The sequence below is a fragment of the Winslowiella toletana genome, assembly GCF_017875465.1.
GTDB classification, from domain to species: domain Bacteria; phylum Pseudomonadota; class Gammaproteobacteria; order Enterobacterales; family Enterobacteriaceae; genus Erwinia; species Erwinia toletana.
The window spans coordinates 3244844-3262844 of the sequence record NZ_JAGGMQ010000001.1; the positions used below are offsets into that span (position 1 = coordinate 3244844).

The window sequence follows — 18001 nt, forward strand, 5'->3', positions numbered from 1 at the left end:
TTACACCGTTTCCTTCTGGTCTTTATTCTTGAATTTGCGTTGCAGTTCCTGCTCAACCTGACGGGCGCGCCAGATATTGTTTAAGGCATTAATCATCGCCTTAGCGGAAGATTCCACGATATCCGTCGCCAGACCGACGCCGTGGAATTTGCGGCCATTATAGTTGACCACGATATCTACCTGACCCAGCGCATCTTTGCCATGGCCTTTGGCGCTCAGCTGATATTTCACCAGTTCGGTATCAAACTCGGTGATGCGGTTAATCGCCTGATAAACCGCATCCACCGGACCGTTTCCGGTTGCCGCTTCTGATTTCTGCTCTTCGCCGCAATGCAGATGAACTGAGGCGGTCGCGGTGATGCTGGAGCCTGACTGCACGTTAAAATCTTGCAGCTGAAAGTGTTCCGGCTCTTCGTTCTGCTTGTTAATAAACGCCAGTGCTTCCAGGTCGTAATCGAAGACCTGGCCTTTCTTGTCGGCCAGCTTCAGGAAGGCGTCGTACAGCGCATCCAGACTGTAATCGGTCTCTTTGTAACCCATCTCTTCCATCCGGTGTTTCACTGCGGCGCGGCCAGAGCGGGACGTCAGGTTCAGCTGGATTTTATGCAGGCCGATCGATTCCGGCGTCAGAATTTCATAGTTTTCGCGGTTTTTCAGTACGCCATCCTGGTGAATTCCGGAGGAGTGAGCAAAGGCGTTGGAACCGACAATCGCTTTATTGGCCGGAATCGGCATATTGCAGATCTGGCTGACAATCTGGCTGGTGCGGTAGATTTCCTGATGCTGAATATTGGTATGCACATTCATTATCTGGCTGCGGGTTTTAATCGCCATAATCACTTCTTCCAGCGCGCAGTTGCCGGCGCGCTCGCCCAGACCATTCAGCGTGCCTTCCACCTGACGGGCGCCAGCCTGCACCGCGGCGATTGAGTTGCCAACCGCCATGCCCAGGTCATCATGGGTATGGACTGACAGAATGGCTTTATCGATATTCGGTACGCGGGCAATCAGCTGCGAGATGATATTGCTGTATTCGTCTGGCAGGGTATAGCCGACGGTGTCCGGGATATTGATGGTGGTGGCGCCGGCGTTAATCGCCGCTTCAACCACGCGACACAGATCGTCAATTGGCGTGCGTCCGCCATCTTCGCAGGAGAATTCCACATCGTCGGTATAGTTACGCGCCCGTTTGACCATGCGGACCGCCCGCTCAATCACTTCCGGCAGGGTGCTGCGCAGTTTGGTGGCGATATGCATTGGCGAGGTGGCGAGGAAGGTGTGGATACGATAAGCATCAGCAACGCGCAGCGCTTCATAAGCGGCGTCGATATCTTTTTCGACGCAGCGCGCCAGTGCGCAGACGCGGCTGTTTTTGATCTGGCGCGCAATGGTTTGCACCGACTCAAAGTCGCCGGGAGAGGAGATCGGGAAACCGACTTCCATCACGTCAACACCCATGCGCTCCAGCGCCAGCGCGATTTGCAGTTTTTCTTTCACACTCAGGCTGGCCTGTAACGCCTGTTCGCCATCACGCAGAGTGGTATCGAAAATAAATACTTGTGAGCTCATCGTTATCGTCCTTCCCGTTAGTGCTATTTCAGCGCCTGTTCCGCGAGCATAAAAAAACCCGCGCATCGGCGCGGGTTTCTTTAGTTTTGCGAGTCTGAATCAGTGATTGATTCCGCCCACAAGCCTACCGCGCAAATAAGATGCGTTTAGTAGTAGACCGAGTAGGCGGAAGTTACCAATCATTGAATCAAACCCCATAAAATTTCTGTTGCCAATATTGATACGTGTTTCAGCCAGCATTGTCAACCTTGATACCCGCAACCCTGGGCGGGCTACTGTTTCGAACCTTCCGGCTTAATTTTAATAACTATAAGATCGCTCTGTTGATGGTGATTCCGACAGAATAAACCGCTTTTATTTCGCTACTCACTCAGTGAAATTGTCGAAGCTACTCGCTCTGCTCCAGATGCTTAATTTTAGCTGATAATCGCGAAGCTGCGTTTGTCGTTTGCCTGCCAACTTTTTCGCGGTTATGGTAAATACACAACTCTAACGAGAAATTAGCAAGGGCATTACTTCCCCTGTACCTGGGTTGTGGAAATGATTTCCATAACCTGAGAATAAAACCCAAAGGTCTGCCTTCTTCTGGCATCGTCTGTGCGACGCTTTACGTTGTTGCGCAGCGCAAATGGCAAGCGAACAGAGTCAGCAGAATCAGTACCTTAAGCCTGGAGGCAAAGATGGAGATGTTGTCAGGAGCCGAGATGGTCGTCCGGTCGTTGATCGATCAGGGCGTGAAGCATGTGTTCGGTTATCCGGGCGGAGCGGTACTCGATATTTATGACGCTCTGCAAACGGTCGGCGGTGTCGACCATGTGCTGGTGCGTCACGAGCAGGGCGCGGTGCATATGGCCGATGGCTATGCGCGCGCGACCGGTGAAGTCGGCGTGGTGCTGGTGACCTCCGGTCCGGGCGCCACTAATGCGATTACCGGTATCGCCACCGCTTATATGGATTCGATTCCGATGGTGGTGTTGTCCGGACAGGTAGCGTCATCGCTGATTGGTTACGATGCGTTCCAGGAGTGCGATATGGTGGGGATCTCCCGCCCGGTGGTCAAACACAGCTTCCTGGTTAAGCATACCGAAGATATCCCCGGTGTCATTAAGAAAGCCTTCTGGCTGGCGGCCACCGGTCGTCCTGGCCCGGTGGTCATCGATCTGCCAAAAGATATTCTTAATCCGGCAAATAAATTGCCGTACGCCTGGCCGGAGTCGGTGAGCATGCGTTCATATAACCCGACCACGCAGGGGCACAAAGGTCAGATTAAGCGAGCGCTGCAAACGCTGTTAGCGGCGCAGCAACCGGTAATTTACGCTGGTGGCGGGGTGATTAACGCCGGGTGCCATGATCAGCTGAAAACCCTGGCGGAAAAACTCAATCTGCCGGTGACCACTTCGCTGATGGGACTGGGCGCGTTCCCGGGCACTCACCGTCAGTGCGTTGGCATGCTGGGCATGCACGGCACCTATGAAGCTAATATGACGATGCATAACGCCGATGTGATCTTCGCGGTCGGTGTGCGGTTTGACGATCGCACCACCAACAATCTGGCAAAATATTGCCCGAACGCCACGGTGTTGCATATCGATATTGATCCGACATCGATCTCGAAAACGGTGCCTGCAGATGTGCCGATTGTCGGTGATGCCAGGCAGGTTCTGGAGCAGATGCTGGAATTGCTGGATCAATCTGACGCCAGCCAGAATTTCGACAGTCTGCGCGACTGGTGGCAGAGCATCGATCAGTGGCGTTCACGCAAGTGTCTGGAGTTTGATCGCACCAGCAACACCATCAAGCCGCAGGCGGTGATCGAAACTATCTGTCGCCTGACCCATGGCGAGGCGTATGTGACCTCTGATGTGGGACAGCACCAGATGTTTGCCGCGCTCTACTATCAGTTTGATAAGCCACGTCGCTGGATCAATTCCGGTGGTCTCGGCACCATGGGCTTTGGCCTGCCAGCCGCGCTGGGGGTGAAGTTAGCGCTGCCGGCAGAGACGGTGGTGTGCGTGACCGGTGATGGCAGTATTCAGATGAATATTCAGGAGCTGTCCACCGCACTGCAATATGATATTCCGGTGCTGGTGCTGAACCTGAATAACGGCTATCTGGGGATGGTGAAGCAGTGGCAGGATATGATCTACTCCGGCCGTCATTCGCAATCCTATATGCAGTCGCTGCCTGACTTTGTACGCCTGGCGGAAGCCTATGGCCATGTTGGCGTATCGATTAGTCACCCGGAAGAGCTGGAAGAGAAGCTGAAGTACGCGCTGGAAGAGCTGGGCAAAGGGCGTCTGGTGTTTGCTGACATTAATGTCGATGGCACAGAGCACGTCTACCCGATGCATATTCGCGGTGGTGGTATGGACGAGATGTGGCTGAGCAAAACGGAGAGGACATAATTATGCGGCGTATTTTATCAGTATTACTGGAGAACGAATCCGGCGCATTATCCCGCGTAGTCGGCCTGTTTTCACAGCGTGGTTACAATATCGAAAGCCTGACGGTCGCGCCGACCGACGATCCAACCTTATCGCGCATGACGATTCAAACCGTCGGCGATCAGAAAGTGCTGGAGCAGATCGAAAAGCAGCTGCATAAGCTGGTGGACGTGTTGCGCGTTAGCGAGCTGGGGCAGGGATCGCACGTTGAACGTGAGATTATGCTGGTGAAAATTCAGGCCAGCGGTTATGGCCGTGAAGAAGTGAAGCGCAGCGCGGAAATTTTCCGTGGTCAGATTATTGACGTTACGCCAACGCTTTACACGGTTCAGCTCGCCGGTACCAGTGACAAGCTGGACGCTTTCCTCAACACCGTGCGTGAAGTGGCGGAAATTGTTGAAGTGGCGCGTTCCGGGATTGTTGGTGTGTCGCGTGGCGACCGTATTATGCGCTGACAGACGGTAGCCGGACGCCTTGCGCGTCCGGCTGCGATGATTATTTTTGATCCGCTTTATGGATGCGGCTTTCCGCAGCATTCGCCCGCTGATTTGCCCGTTGCATTCTTTTTTTGCTATTTAATACTTGCTGAGCCTGTTGAGCGCGCGTCACTCTTGCAAAGACGCGATTATTCAACTGTTCTGTATTAATATCTTGCCATATTTCCCGAACCAAAATCCGGTTCTGTAACGCACGCTGTTCCTCGATTCGCTGTTGCTCAGGGGTTAATGAGCGAATTCTTAAGGTGGAGAACGGTTGTGGCTTTTTCGCTTCTGGCGGCCTGAGGTTTGCCCTGGCGGCGGTCTCACTGCTGATTCTCAGCGTTTCATTGTGAGCAGGATCAGATACAGATGCATTGTTGTCAGCAAAATCAAGAATCGACATAACGTTTCCATAGCCACGATTGGTGGTGGCGTGGAATGAGTGCAGCATACGGCGGTTGACCGACGAATGCTGATGGATTCTCCTTGTTGATGATTGCACCACTGTCACGCTATCAGTGCCACTACTGTTGATTATCACACCAGCAGCGGAGCCTGATGCTGTTGCCTGAGGTACCGCCACACTTACCTGCTGTTCAGCGCTGATTGCCGCTACTGTTTTACTTTTTTCAGCCGGTTTGTCGGTTATCTGGTTATTATTCTGAGTGCTGGCGTTATTGTCATTGTCGCCATCATCGTCGGCGACATATTCCGGTGGCATTTGTTGCTGTTTTTGCCGCAATTGCGCCTGCTGCTCTTCCTCAAGTTGCAGGATGAACTGCTCTCTCATTAATTCCAGCTCCTCCGTCAGCTGCTGGTAATCTTTATCACGTTTTGCGCGATCGGCTTCGCAGATAAGATCTCGTTGGTTATCACGTTCAGCACAATACTGGTTGTGCTCTTCACTGAAGGCTCGGGTCGTGGCAATTATCTCACCGACAATAAGAATCAGGTCGGCTATTCCCGCAGATACTGGCTCAGGAGAGATATTCTGCCGGCGCTGAATATGGAGCTGATAGGGAGTATAGGCGCCGCTGCCCGTCATATCATAAATCTCTGCACGGGTTTGATTAGTATATTTTATGCTTTTTCGCGTATCTTTTTTTATCTGGCTGGCATGGGTTATTAACTCGTTGTTCTGCAGTGTTGTGTTTCTGTCAATAATGTTTTTAGTATCAGAATAGAGTGACTGCAAATACCAGGACAGAGAAGTTAACTGCTTTAATTTTCTGTCTACCGCCTGAGCCTCTCTGATATCATCAAGAATCTCATTGATCATATCGATGTTCGCTAAAATTGCGCCAATTATAGCTTCGTTTAACTTATCGGACGTCGCTGTTTTTATATGACTTCCTGCGCTGTTGATTCTTTTTATCGGTGATGGCTGTTTTTTACGTAAGATAAAGGTTTTTTTGCCCTCATTCAGATAACGGAGAAGAACGCTAATTTTACTGTTGATCTCTTCAGCATGTTTATTCACCTTATCGGTGTGCTCCAGATGGTTAAATAGCCCTGAGTGTGTGGTTATATCACGCTGCTGAGAACGTGCCGGAGCCGGGTCTTGTAATGCCATCACCGCATCAAACAGTTCGCTATGGGTGCCAGGTCTGTCAGTGCTATGAATTATCTGAAATCCTTCAGGTGTCTGCTGGTTGAGCGTTAACCGATCCGGAGTAATCACCAAAACCAGCTCATTGTTGACCAGCATCTGATGCTGCTGGTTTATATCATTGCCTTGTGGATCGAAATAATTAACCGTATCACCCTCAGCGTCTTCGTTAGCAATATACCATCCCCGCAACGTTGCCAGCCCGGATAACAACGCTTTAAACGTGAGGGCATAAGGAGGGGTGGAAAATATCGGATGAGAGGTCGCCGTCAGCATAGATTTAAGCTCTATGGTTTCAACCGATACTGTTTGTTGCTGAGTGATTAGTTTCCTGCTGCGTAAGCCAATTTCATAATTTTCAGGGATAATGCCTTGTTTTAACAGCTCGCTCAGGGTGCCGGTTATCGGTATGAAATTCTGCGGTGCATGTTCAATAACCTCAAGTTGTGCATTTAATTGTTGCAGAAAAGCGATCCCTTGCGCCGAGCGGAGGAAATTTTTAAGATAAATTTTCTGGTCTGTATTATTAATCTGATCAAAGCAGCGACGGACCAATTGCTGCCAGACGATTAGTTTACTGTTACGCCAGAACGACTCCGCGACAACATTGCACAGCGCAGTATCCTGCGTTAAATCTTGCGGCAAAATAATTTTCAATATCTCTTTCGCACTCAGTTCCTTATTGATCAGTGCCTGGTTGAGTATCAGCAGAAATAGCAGCGTGTTATTATCTGACATTATGCCCGGTGTGGCAGTGGCAAAACGGGACAGGGTTTGCACAATTTTAGCGGCGTTTTCTCGCAGAAATTGCTTCAGGATGGATCTGTCGCCTGGCATAGTGGGAGGTACCGGAATATCACAAATCCCCCTTGTGTCAGTACTTACTGCACAATAAGCCAGATCCAGCAGGCTCTGGCAAAACTCAAAAGCGGTAAGGGATTCTGCACGTTCAAGCCAGCGATAATCAGGCTCCGGAGTTAAGCTTACACCCGATAATAAGCTCAGGGTGCTATTAGTGCAGATATTCTTATAAAGGTTCTCATAGTGGTGGGTGTCAAAATAGTGGCGGATATCCTCCTGACCACAGGCAAACAAAAACAGAATAAATGAATCTGCATTTTGCAACAGCAGCCTCCACATCGCAGTTCTGTCAGCATAAATATCGTTAAGTAACTGTCGCGGATTGGTGTATTTTACGCCTGATAGCTGTGATACTAACTGCCAGGTGGGTGCCTGATTAATTATACTTTCAAACAGACTCAGGTCTTCCTCGCTTAAGCTATATTCTTTTTTCGCACGTTCACAAAAGGCAGCCCATTTTTTTTTATCGAGTACACTTGCTATGGCTATTTCCCATAATGAGATATCACTGGCAGTAAGAGGTGTTTTATTTCTTCGCTTGTTTATGGAAAGATGAATGGGGTTAAAACGTTCAAGGATGATAGTTTCAAAGCCAGCCTGGTCGAATGCCTGGTTATTTTCTGCCTGCATTGCTGCAAACATCTCAGAACTTCTGGATATATCATTCACAAGCCCATGCTGTAACACATAAAAAATATCATGGGTTCCGTGAACCTCCATCATATGACTCAATTCGTGGGTGATTGCCTGTAATATATGCAGAAATGGCGCCGTTATCAGCGACCGGTTTAGAATGATTCTGCGATGTTTATCCCCAGGGAATGCTTGTGCAAGCGACCCCCGGTCCTGGTGTTCCCCCAGCAAAAATTGGTTGGCATAAGTGGTTAAATAGCTTTCGACTACCTGATGGTACTTAACAAGAGCATTATGGGTTGGCTCTGTCATTGCAGGGGTAACGTCAGCAATATCAATACCGAGATACTGGGCGATAATCTGTTGTAAAATTGATGGGTTAACCCGTTCGTTCGCAAACAGATTGGATAAAATTTTATCAATTAGCTTTAAGCATTCACGCAGTTGTGGAAGTTGATGATGAACTTCGCGACCCCGAGCGGTTATGGTAAAACCCGCTTTACGTAACTGTTCAAGTTCAAGACTATCCTCAATGCCCTGGCAGGGTATTGATTCGATCCCTTCTCGGGGTATCCAGTGGCGGAAATAGTGCCTGATATAGTTCTCGCAACCGGTGTCAATATCCAGGTATGAGGCTAAGTTTCTGCGAATCTGGATTATTTGAACGTCGGTGATTTGATCGGGGGCAATACCACATCTGGCAGCTTCCAGTGCAATAAACAGACTGTTGTTAGCGCAAGCGGCACTGACAGGGATAAAAAGGCCCTGAATAGCTGGCGCATAGCTTAACAGCCCATCTTCATTTACCGACTGGCAAATAACGATTACATCTGTTGGATGTTGCGAGGGGGCGGGGAGAAATAACACCAGCTGTCCTTCGCTATCTTCAATACGCAAAGCGTAATTACCCGCTCTGTTTGCATTAACAAAAATAAACGGGGCAAGTTCCATGGCATCGAGATTCCAGCAGCCCGACTGGCTTAGCGCTGTGATGATAGCGTGCTGCTGTTGCAAGGATAAATTATCCCAGTAATTACTCGCCAGCGGTGCGGTGGGCGGCGGATTATTATTATCAGCTGGGACACCGCCACTGACACGATTTGAATCAACCATATCATCTCCTTATGATTGTGATTTTGTCGCCATGCAGTTTGCAGAGTGGTGGCAGACTGCATTCGCGAATAAGCATCGATTTTTTAAAATTGCAAAGATCCGCCAGCGAGCAGGACAACTGTCGTGCTTAGCTGAAACGGTTACTCAAATTATAAACATCATCACTTTAGTTGATGTGCGTTGGGCCAAATTTTGCTTAACAACTGCGCTAAGTCGATGAAAAGCGGTTGCTCACCACTCTTTTCTGCTGTTAGATGTTAAAAGAGACTTATCCATAACTACGACAGGGCTATTCATCATCGCGCGGTCGTGGTATCTGAAGTGTGGGGTTATTGTGAAACTGGATGAAATTGCGCGCCTCGCCGGTGTTTCGCGCACCACTGCCAGCTATGTCATTAATGGCAAAGCCAAGCAGTATCGTGTCAGCGATAAAACCGTCGAGAAAGTGATGTCGGTGGTGCGTGAGCATAATTACCATCCTAATGCAGTGGCAGCGGGGCTGCGTGCCGGACGTACGCGTTCGATTGGCCTGGTTATTCCCGATCTTGAGAATACCAGCTACACGCGTATTGCTAACTACCTTGAACGCCAGGCGCGTCAACGTGGCTATCAGCTGCTGATCGCCTGTTCGGAAGATCTGCCGGAAAATGAGATGCGCTGTATTGAGCATCTGCTGCAACGTCAGGTGGATGCGATTATTGTTTCTACCGCTTTGCCGCCGGAACACCCGTTCTATCAACGCTGGATCAACGATCCCCTGCCGATTATTGCCCTTGACCGCGCGCTGGATCGTGAACATTTCACCAGCGTGGTCGGCGCCGATCAGGATGATGCAGAGATGCTGGCGGCAGAACTGCGCAAGCTGCCGGTAAATAACGTGCTCTATCTTGGCGCGTTGCCGGAGTTGTCGGTCAGCTTTTTACGTGAGATGGGTTTCCGTCAGGCGTGGGAAGGCGATGAGCGCAATATTGATTATATTTATGCCAACAGTTACGAGCGAACGGCGGCGGCGGCGCTGTTTGAGAGCTATCTTGAAGACCATCCGATGCCGGAGGCGCTGTTCACCACCTCCTTTGGCCTGCTGCAGGGCGTTATGGATGTGACGCTGAAACGAGAAGGCCGTCTGCCGGTTGATCTGGCGATTGCCACCTTTGGCGACCATGAACTGCTTGATTTCCTTGAGTGTCCGGTGCTGGCGGTCGCGCAGCGCCATCGCGATGTGGCGGAGCGGGTGCTGGAACTGGTGCTGGCCAGTCTTGATGAGCCGCGTAAACCGAAACCGGGTTTAACCCGCATTCGGCGCAACCTGTTTCGTCGCGGAAAATTAAGCCGCAAAAGCAGTTAAAAAATGACGGGCAGCGCCAGCTGCCTTTTTTTACATCTATTAATTTTTTGGCCAGGTTTTATCTCCGGCTGAAAATTGGCGCATAAATTCAATGTGACGCGCGCAGTTTACGTAAATTAAAGTAAGTATTGTCCCTGCCGATGTTTAACTTTAAAACCGATATCGCCTCGCGACTGTCAGATTTTGCCCTCAGTTCAGGCCCCGTCAGGCGCTAACGCCCTGTGCATTCCTTCAGAAATACCTTAAAATGCAAACCGGCTCGCAAAGTTTGCAGCTTAATTTTGCCGACTTTTGACTGCTATATTTTTGAGCATAATTAAAATTAATGTGAATTTTTTGTCACTATTCATCGGCTTATTTTTTTGTTTTGTATCTGGCAGGCTTTATTTTTAACTCTCCTCCCTTTTACCCCCTCAGAAATAATGTCTTCAGGCCCGTACTGCGGCTTGACAATGTTTTCCTTCGCTCCGTAAACTCTTTTAGTGGGAATTTGTGGTGTAAAGTGGTGAAACGGGGTAATCAGGGGGTGAGGCTGGCATGTTCCGTGGGGCAACGTTAGTCAATCTCGACAGTAAAGGGCGGCTCGCCGTACCTACGCGTTATCGCGAAACGCTGATCGGGGAATCACAGGGGCAAATGGTATGTACCATTGACCTCCACCAGCCATGCCTGTTGCTTTACACCTTACCCGAATGGGAAATCATTGAACAAAAACTGTCTCGCTTGTCCAGCATGAATCCCGCCGAACGTCGCGTACAGCGACTGTTACTCGGGCATGCCAGTGAGTGTCAGATGGATAATGCAGGCCGCTTACTGCTGGCGAACACTCTTCGTCAGCATGCGAGTCTGAGCAAAGAAGTGATGCTGGTTGGACAGTTCAATAAGTTTGAGCTGTGGGATGAACAGACCTGGTATCAACAAGTCAGGGAAGATATTGACGCTGAGCAGTCGACGCGGGAACCGTTATCCGATCGATTGCAGGATTTGTCGCTATAGATATGCAGGATAATTTTAAACATACCACGGTGCTGTTAGATGAGGCGGTTAATGGCCTCAACCTCAAGGATAACGGCATCTACATTGATGGCACTTTCGGGCGCGGTGGACATTCGCGCCTGATTCTTTCCCAGTTGGGAGAGCACGGCCGCCTGTACGCCATCGACCGCGATCCCCAGGCGATCGCCGCTGCCGCAGAGATTACCGATCCCCGTTTCAACATTATTCATGGTCCGTTTTCGGCGCTGGCTGAGTATGTGGACGAGCTGGGACTGACCGGCAAGGTCGACGGCATTCTGCTGGATCTTGGCGTGTCGTCACCGCAGCTTGATGATGCTGAACGCGGATTTTCGTTTATGCGTGACGGACCGCTGGATATGCGCATGGATCCGACACGCGGCCACTCGGCGGCTGAATGGTTGTTGCATGCCGAAGAGAGCGATATCGCGTTTGTGCTGAAAACCTTTGGTGAAGAGCGCTTTGCCAAGCGTATTGCACGCGCGATTGTTGAGCGCAACCGCGAACAACCGATGACGCGCACCAAAGAACTGGCCGATGTGATCTACGCGGCGACGCCGGTGAAAGATAAATTTAAGCATCCGGCTACCCGCAGTTTTCAGGCAATCCGCATCTGGGTAAACAGTGAACTGGAAGAGATTGAACTGGCGCTGAAAGGCGCGCTGATCGCGCTGGCTCCGGCCGGTCGCTTATCGGTGATCAGCTTCCACTCGCTGGAAGACCGCATTGTGAAGCGTTTTATGCGCGAACAGAGTCGTGGTCCGCAGGTTCCGCATGGCATCCCGATGACCGAAGCGCAGCTGGCCAGCCTTGGAGGTCGTCAGCTGAAAGCGCTTGGCAAAATGATGCCGGGTGAAGCGGAAGTGGCGGAAAACCCGCGCGCGCGCAGTTCAGTGCTGCGTATTGCTGAAAGGACCGCATCGTGATTGGCAACGAGCGCCACAGCTTACCCGGGGTTATCGGCGGCGATCTGCTGCGTCATGGCAAGATACCATTAATCCTGGTGACGGCGGTGCTGATTTCTGCGGTGCTGGTGGTGACCACCGCACACAAAACCCGTCTGCTGACGGCGCAGCGGGAACAGCTGGTGCTCGAACGTGATGCGCTGGATATCGAATGGCGCAACCTGATTCTGGAAGAGAATGCCCTCGGCGATCATAGCCGGGTCGAGCGTACGGCAACCGAGAAGCTGCAAATGCAGCATGTCGATCCGGCGCAGGAAAATATTGTGGTACAGCAATAAGGAACCACGGACTCAATGAGAGCCGCAGCTAAAACGCTTAAATTGAAAAAACCGGAAAATAAGGCCAGCTTTGTCAGCTGGCGTTTTGCGTTGCTGTGCGGTTGTATTTTACTGGCGCTGGCGGGTCTGCTGCTGCGTGTAGCCTACCTGCAGGTGATCAACCCGGACAAACTGGTGCGTGAAGGCGATATGCGTTCTCTGCGCGTGCAGGCGATCCCTACCGCGCGCGGCATGATTAGCGATCGCGCCGGTCGCCCGCTGGCGGTCAGCGTCCCGGTTAACGCTATCTGGGCCGATCCGAAAGAGCTGAATGAACATGGCGGCGTCACCCTCGACAGCCGCTGGAAGGCGTTGTCCGATGCGCTCTCTATTCCTCTCGATCAGCTGGCGGCGCGGGTTAACGCTAATCCGAAAGGGCGCTTTGTCTATCTGGCGCGTCAGGTTAACCCGCAGATTGGCGATTACATTAAAAAACTGAAGCTGCCGGGCATCTACCTGCGCGAAGAGTCGCGTCGTTACTATCCGGCGGGTCAGGTCACCTCGCATCTGATTGGTTTTACCAATATCGATGGTCAGGGCATTGAAGGCGTCGAGAAGAGCTTCGATAAGTGGCTGACCGGTCAGCCCGGTGAACGTACGGTGCGTAAAGACCGTTATGGCCGGGTGATTGAAGATATCTCCTCGGTGGATAGCCAGGCGGCGCATAACCTTGCGTTAAGCATTGATGAACGTCTGCAGGCGCTGGTCTATCGCGAGCTGAATAACGCCGTGGCGTTTAACAAAGCCGAATCCGGCACGGCGGTACTGGTGGATGTCAGTACCGGTGAAGTACTGGCGATGGCTAACAGCCCGGCCTATAACCCGAACAACCTGACCGGTACGCCGAAAGACGTGATGCGTAACCGCGCGATTACCGACATCTTTGAGCCGGGTTCGACGGTGAAGCCGATGGTGGTGATGACCGCGTTGCAGCGTGGCGTGGTGAAAGAAAATACCGTACTGAATACCGTTCCGTATCGCGTTAACGGCCATGAAATTAAGGACGTGGCGCGCTACAGCGAACTGACCCTGACCGGGGTTCTGCAGAAATCGAGTAACGTCGGCGTGTCTAAGCTGGCGTTAGCGATGCCGTCCTCAGCGTTAGTAGATACTTACGCGCGCTTTGGACTGGGTAAGGCGACCAATTTGGGGTTGGTCGGAGAAAGCAGTGGCTTATATCCTCAAAAACAACGGTGGTCTGACATAGAGAGGGCCACCTTCTCTTTCGGCTACGGGCTAATGGTAACGCCGTTACAGTTAGCGCGAGTCTACGCAACCATTGGCAGCTATGGCATTGCCCGCCCGCTGTCGATTACCCGAGTTGACCCGCCAGTGTCTGGCGAGCGCGTCTTCCCGGAAGAGCTGGTGAAGACGGTAGTGCATATGATGGAAAGCGTCGCCCTGCCAGGCGGCGGTGGCGTGAAAGCGGCAATTAAAGGCTATCGCATTGCGATTAAGACTGGCACGGCGAAAAAAGTCGGTCCGGATGGTCGCTACGTCAATAAATACATTGCTTACACCGCAGGCGTTGCGCCTGCCAGCCATCCTCGTTTTGCCCTGGTGGTATTAATCAACGATCCACAGGCCGGTAAATATTATGGTGGTGCAATATCAGCACCGGTGTTTGGCGCCATCATGGGCGGCGTATTGCGCACCATGAATGTTGAGCCGGATGCGCTGCCCACCACCGATAAAAACGATATGGTAATTAACAAGAAAGAGGGATCAGGTGACAGATCGTAATTTGCGCGACCTACTGGCTCCGTGGGTGCCTGGCGCACCGGAGCGACCGCTTCGTGAAATGACACTGGATAGCCGTCAGGCGGCATCCGGCGATCTGTTTGTGGCGATTGCTGGCCATCAGGCCGACGGACGACGTTTTATTCCGCAGGCTATCGCTCAGGGCGTGGCGGCAGTGATTGCTGAAGCCGAAGGCGAGGCAGCGGATGGTGATATCCGCGAAATGCACGGCGTGCCGGTGATTTATCTGTCGCAACTGCCACAGCGTCTGTCGGCGCTGGCCGGACGTTTTTATCAGCAACCGGGTGAGCAACTGCGCCTGATTGGCGTCACCGGCACTAACGGTAAAACCACCACCACTCAGCTGCTGGCGCAGTGGGCTAACCTGCTGGGCGAAACTGGCGCAGTGATGGGCACGGTTGGCAATGGCCTGTACGGCCAGCTGGTATCGGCTGAAAACACCACCGGTTCGGCGGTCGATGTGCAGCACGTTTTATATTCGCTGGTGCAGCAGGGCGCGACTGTCGCCGCAATGGAAGTCTCTTCACATGGCCTGGTGCAGCATCGTGTTGCGGCGCTGCCATTTGCCGCAGCGGCGTTTACCAATCTCAGCCGCGATCATCTCGACTATCACGGGGATATGACGCGCTATGAAGCGGCCAAATGGCTGCTGTTCTCTGAGCATCAGGTCGGCCAGATTATTATTAATGCCGATGATGACGTGGGGCGCCGCTGGCTGGAGAATCTGCCGGATGCGGTAGCGGTAACCATGGATAACAACCTGCAACCGGGTTGTCGGGGCCGCTGGTTAAAAGCCAGTGAGGTGGTTTACCACGATGGCGGCGCCAGAGTGCGTTTTGCCTCGAGCTGGGGCAATGGCGAGATTGACAGTCGCCTGATGGGCGCTTTTAACGTCAGTAACCTGCTGGTGGCGCTTGGCACCTTACTGGCGCTCGATTATCCACTGGCATCACTGATGGCTACTGGCAATCAGCTGCAGCCGGTATGTGGCCGCATGGAAGTGTTTAACGCGCCAGCGAAACCGACGGTCGTGGTGGATTATGCCCATACCCCGGATGCGCTGGAGAAAGCGCTGGAAGCTGCGCGCCTGCACTGCAAAGGCAAACTGTGGTGCGTCTTTGGCTGTGGCGGCGATCGCGATAAAGGTAAGCGCCCACTAATGGGGGCAATTGCAGAGCAGTTCGCCGATGTAGTGGTGATTACGGATGACAATCCGCGCAGTGAAGAGCCTGCGGCGATTGTTGCCGGCATTCTTTCCGGCTTACTCGATGCCGGGCGCGCACGGGTGGTTCATAGACGTGCGCAAGCGGTTACTAACGCTGTAATGCAGGCACAGCCTGACGATGTTGTGCTGGTAGCCGGTAAAGGCCATGAAGATTATCAGCTGGTCGGCAATCAACGCCTTGATTACTCCGACCGCGTAACGGTCGCCCGTTTGTTAGGAGTGATGGCATGATCGCGCTGACATTAGAGCAACTGGCAGTTATCACCCGCGGTGAGCGGGTGGGCGACGATTTGACGATTACAGCGGTCACGACTGATACGCGTAAGGTCAGCGCCGGTGCACTGTTTATCGCGCTGCAGGGTGAGCGTTTTGATGCCCATGATTTTGTCGCTGAGGCGATGGCTAACGGTGCGGCTGCATTGTTAGTGAGTAAGCACTTACCTGTCGCTGTACCGCAGGTAGTGGTGAAAGATACCCGGCTGGCGCTGGGGCAGCTGGCGGCATGGGTTCGTCAGCAGAGCAGCGCGCGCGTGGTGGCGTTAACCGGCTCATCCGGCAAAACCTCGGTCAAAGAGATGACCGCCGCTATCCTGCGTGAATGCGGTGAAACCCTGTATACCGCGGGTAACCTGAATAACGATATCGGCGTTCCCCTGACGCTGTTGCGTCTGAACACCGAACATCAGTATGCGGTGATCGAGCTGGGCGCCAACCATCAGGGCGAGATTGCTTACACTACCGATTTAACCCGGCCTGAAAGCGCACTGGTGAATAACCTTGCGGCGGCGCATCTGGAAGGGTTTGGTTCACTGGCGGGCGTGGCAAAAGCTAAAGGCGAGATTTTCAACGGTCTGCCTGCGAATGGCACCGCAATTATCAATGCGGACAGCCATGACTGGCCGCACTGGCAGAGCCACCTGCACAATAAAACCGTCTGGCGCTTTGCCCCTGAGCAGCAACCGGACAGCGATTTCTGGGCCAGCGAGATCCGTTTCGCCACCCAGGGCACCGAATTTACCCTGCATACGCCAGCCGGCGCGGTGGCGATTACGCTGCCGCTGCCGGGTCGCCACAATATCGCTAACGCGCTGGCCGCTGCGGCGCTGGCATTGTCGGTGGATGCGCCACTCAGCGCCATTCAACAAGGGCTGGCCACACTACAGGCAGTGCCGGGACGTCTGTTCCCGATTGTGCTGAATCGTAGTCAGCTGCTGCTGGATGACAGCTATAACGCCAACGTCGGGTCGATGACCGCCGCCGCGCAGGTACTGGCTGATATGCCGGGCTATCGCGTGCTGGTGGTCGGCGATATGGCTGAGCTGGGCGATGAAGCGGCTGAGTGTCATCGCGAAGTCGGCGAAGCGGCGCGTCTGGCGGGAATTGATAAAGTCCTGAGTGTCGGCTCGCTAAGCAAAGGCATCAGCGATGCCAGCGGCGTGGGTGAACACTTCGGCGAAAAAGCAGCGGTGACTGAACGATTGTTGTCACTGTTGTCGGAACATCAAGAGATGACCATTTTAGTTAAAGGTTCTCGTAGTGCCGCCATGGAGCAGGTAGTACAGAGCTTACAGGAGAAAGGAACATGTTAGTCTGGCTGGCCGAACATCTGGTCGCTTTTTATTCTGGCTTTAACGTCTTTTCCTACCTGACGTTTCGCGCCATCGTCAGCCTGCTGACTGCGTTGTTCCTCTCACTGTGGATGGGGCCGCGCCTGATTGCCTATCTGCAAAAATTACAGATTGGTCAGGTGGTGCGTAACGACGGTCCTGAGTCGCACTTCAGCAAGCGCGGCACGCCGACCATGGGCGGCATTATGATCCTGACCTCCATCACCATTTCGGTGCTGATGTGGGCGTATCCGTCTAACCCGTACGTCTGGTGCGTGCTGTTTGTGCTGGTGGGTTACGGCATTGTCGGCTTTGTCGATGACTACCGCAAAGTGGTGCGCAAAGATACTAAAGGGCTGATCGCGCGCTGGAAGTATTTCTGGCAGTCGGTGATTGCGCTGGCGGTGGCGTTTGTGATGTATGCCATCGGCAAAGATACTCCGGCCACCGAGCTGGTGGTGCCGTTCTTCAAGGATATTATGCCGCAACTGGGGCTGCTCTACCTGCTGCTGGCTTACTTTGTGATTGTCGGCACCAGTAACGCGGTTAACCTGACCGATGGTCTTGATGGCCTGGCGATTATGCCAACGGTGTTTGTCGCTGCGGGCTTTGCGCTGGTGGCCTGGGCGACCGGTAACGTTAATTTCGCCGCCTACTTACATATCCCTTATCTGCGCCATGCAGGTGAACTGGTGATTGTCTGTACGGCAATTGTCGGCGCCGGACTGGGCTTCTTATGGTTTAACACCTATCCGGCGCAGGTGTTTATGGGGGATGTCGGTTCGCTGGCGCTGGGCGGCGCGCTCGGTACTATCGCGGTGCTGCTGCGCCAGGAGTTCCTGCTGGTGATTATGGGCGGCGTATTTGTGGTGGAGACGCTGTCGGTGATCCTGCAGGTCGGATCGTTCAAGCTGCGCGGTCAGCGCATTTTCCGCATGGCGCCGATTCACCACCACTATGAATTGAAAGGCTGGCCGGAGCCGCGCGTGATTGTGCGCTTCTGGATTATTTCGCTGATGCTGGTGCTGATTGGCCTGGCAACGCTGAAGGTACGGTAAT

At 52.7% G+C, this 18001-nt stretch carries 13 protein-coding genes; 10 read left to right on the forward strand and 3 right to left on the reverse strand.

Features of this window, described 5'->3' with window-relative positions; all coding sequences use genetic code 11:
* Complete coding sequence (gene leuA / locus J2125_RS15040) at positions 1 to 1569, reverse strand: 2-isopropylmalate synthase (RefSeq protein ID WP_017800480.1); 1569 nt, start codon at positions 1567 to 1569, stop codon at positions 1 to 3.
* Between the two features lie 99 nt (positions 1570 to 1668).
* Positions 1669 to 1809 (reverse strand): leu operon leader peptide, encoded by a 141-nt coding sequence (gene leuL / locus J2125_RS25295; RefSeq protein WP_157819439.1) that lies wholly within the window; start codon positions 1807 to 1809, stop codon positions 1669 to 1671.
* 440 nt (positions 1810 to 2249) lie between these two features.
* Between leuL and ilvI the strand changes: the two genes are divergently transcribed.
* Positions 2250 to 3974: an acetolactate synthase 3 large subunit gene (gene ilvI / locus J2125_RS15050; RefSeq protein ID WP_026111619.1), complete on the forward strand. Its 1725-nt coding sequence runs from the start codon at positions 2250 to 2252 to the stop codon at positions 3972 to 3974.
* Positions 3975 to 3976: 2 nt separating this feature from the next.
* Positions 3977 to 4468 (forward strand): acetolactate synthase small subunit, encoded by a 492-nt coding sequence (ilvN, locus tag J2125_RS15055; protein WP_017800478.1) that lies wholly within the window; start codon positions 3977 to 3979, stop codon positions 4466 to 4468.
* 40 nt (positions 4469 to 4508) lie between these two features.
* Here ilvN and J2125_RS15060 read toward each other — a convergent pair whose 3' ends face one another.
* Entirely contained in the window at positions 4509 to 8708 is a 4200-nt protein-coding gene (locus J2125_RS15060; RefSeq protein WP_017800477.1) for a hypothetical protein, read from the reverse strand.
* 334 nt (positions 8709 to 9042) lie between these two features.
* On the opposite strand from J2125_RS15060, the gene cra reads away from it, so the two are divergent.
* The 8 genes from cra (at position 9043) to mraY (ending at position 18000) form a co-directional block, all read left to right on the forward strand.
* Complete coding sequence (cra, locus tag J2125_RS15065; RefSeq protein WP_017800476.1) at positions 9043 to 10053, forward strand: catabolite repressor/activator; 1011 nt, start codon at positions 9043 to 9045, stop codon at positions 10051 to 10053.
* A 537-nt stretch (positions 10054 to 10590) separates the two neighbouring features.
* Complete coding sequence (mraZ, locus tag J2125_RS15070; protein WP_017800475.1) at positions 10591 to 11049, forward strand: division/cell wall cluster transcriptional repressor MraZ; 459 nt, start codon at positions 10591 to 10593, stop codon at positions 11047 to 11049.
* Between the two features lie 2 nt (positions 11050 to 11051).
* A complete protein-coding gene (gene rsmH / locus J2125_RS15075) occupies positions 11052 to 11993 on the forward strand; it encodes a 16S rRNA (cytosine(1402)-N(4))-methyltransferase RsmH (RefSeq protein ID WP_017800474.1) in 942 nt (313 codons plus the stop codon).
* Positions 11990 to 12310: a cell division protein FtsL gene (gene ftsL / locus J2125_RS15080; protein ID WP_017800473.1), complete on the forward strand. Its 321-nt coding sequence runs from the start codon at positions 11990 to 11992 to the stop codon at positions 12308 to 12310. The genes rsmH and ftsL overlap by 4 nt, the downstream gene beginning before the upstream one ends.
* A 15-nt stretch (positions 12311 to 12325) precedes the next feature.
* Complete coding sequence (locus J2125_RS15085; RefSeq protein WP_017800472.1) at positions 12326 to 14092, forward strand: peptidoglycan glycosyltransferase FtsI; 1767 nt, start codon at positions 12326 to 12328, stop codon at positions 14090 to 14092.
* Entirely contained in the window at positions 14079 to 15566 is a 1488-nt protein-coding gene (gene murE / locus J2125_RS15090) for a UDP-N-acetylmuramoyl-L-alanyl-D-glutamate--2,6-diaminopimelate ligase (protein WP_026111618.1), read from the forward strand. Before J2125_RS15085 ends, murE begins: the two co-directional genes overlap by 14 nt.
* Positions 15563 to 16924, forward strand: a complete 1362-nt coding sequence (murF, locus tag J2125_RS15095; RefSeq protein ID WP_017800470.1) for a UDP-N-acetylmuramoyl-tripeptide--D-alanyl-D-alanine ligase — start codon at positions 15563 to 15565, stop codon at positions 16922 to 16924. The genes murE and murF overlap by 4 nt, the downstream gene beginning before the upstream one ends.
* A complete protein-coding gene (mraY, locus tag J2125_RS15100) occupies positions 16918 to 18000 on the forward strand; it encodes a phospho-N-acetylmuramoyl-pentapeptide-transferase (RefSeq protein WP_017800469.1) in 1083 nt (360 codons plus the stop codon). Before murF ends, mraY begins: the two co-directional genes overlap by 7 nt.
* Position 18001: the final 1 nt, after the last annotated feature.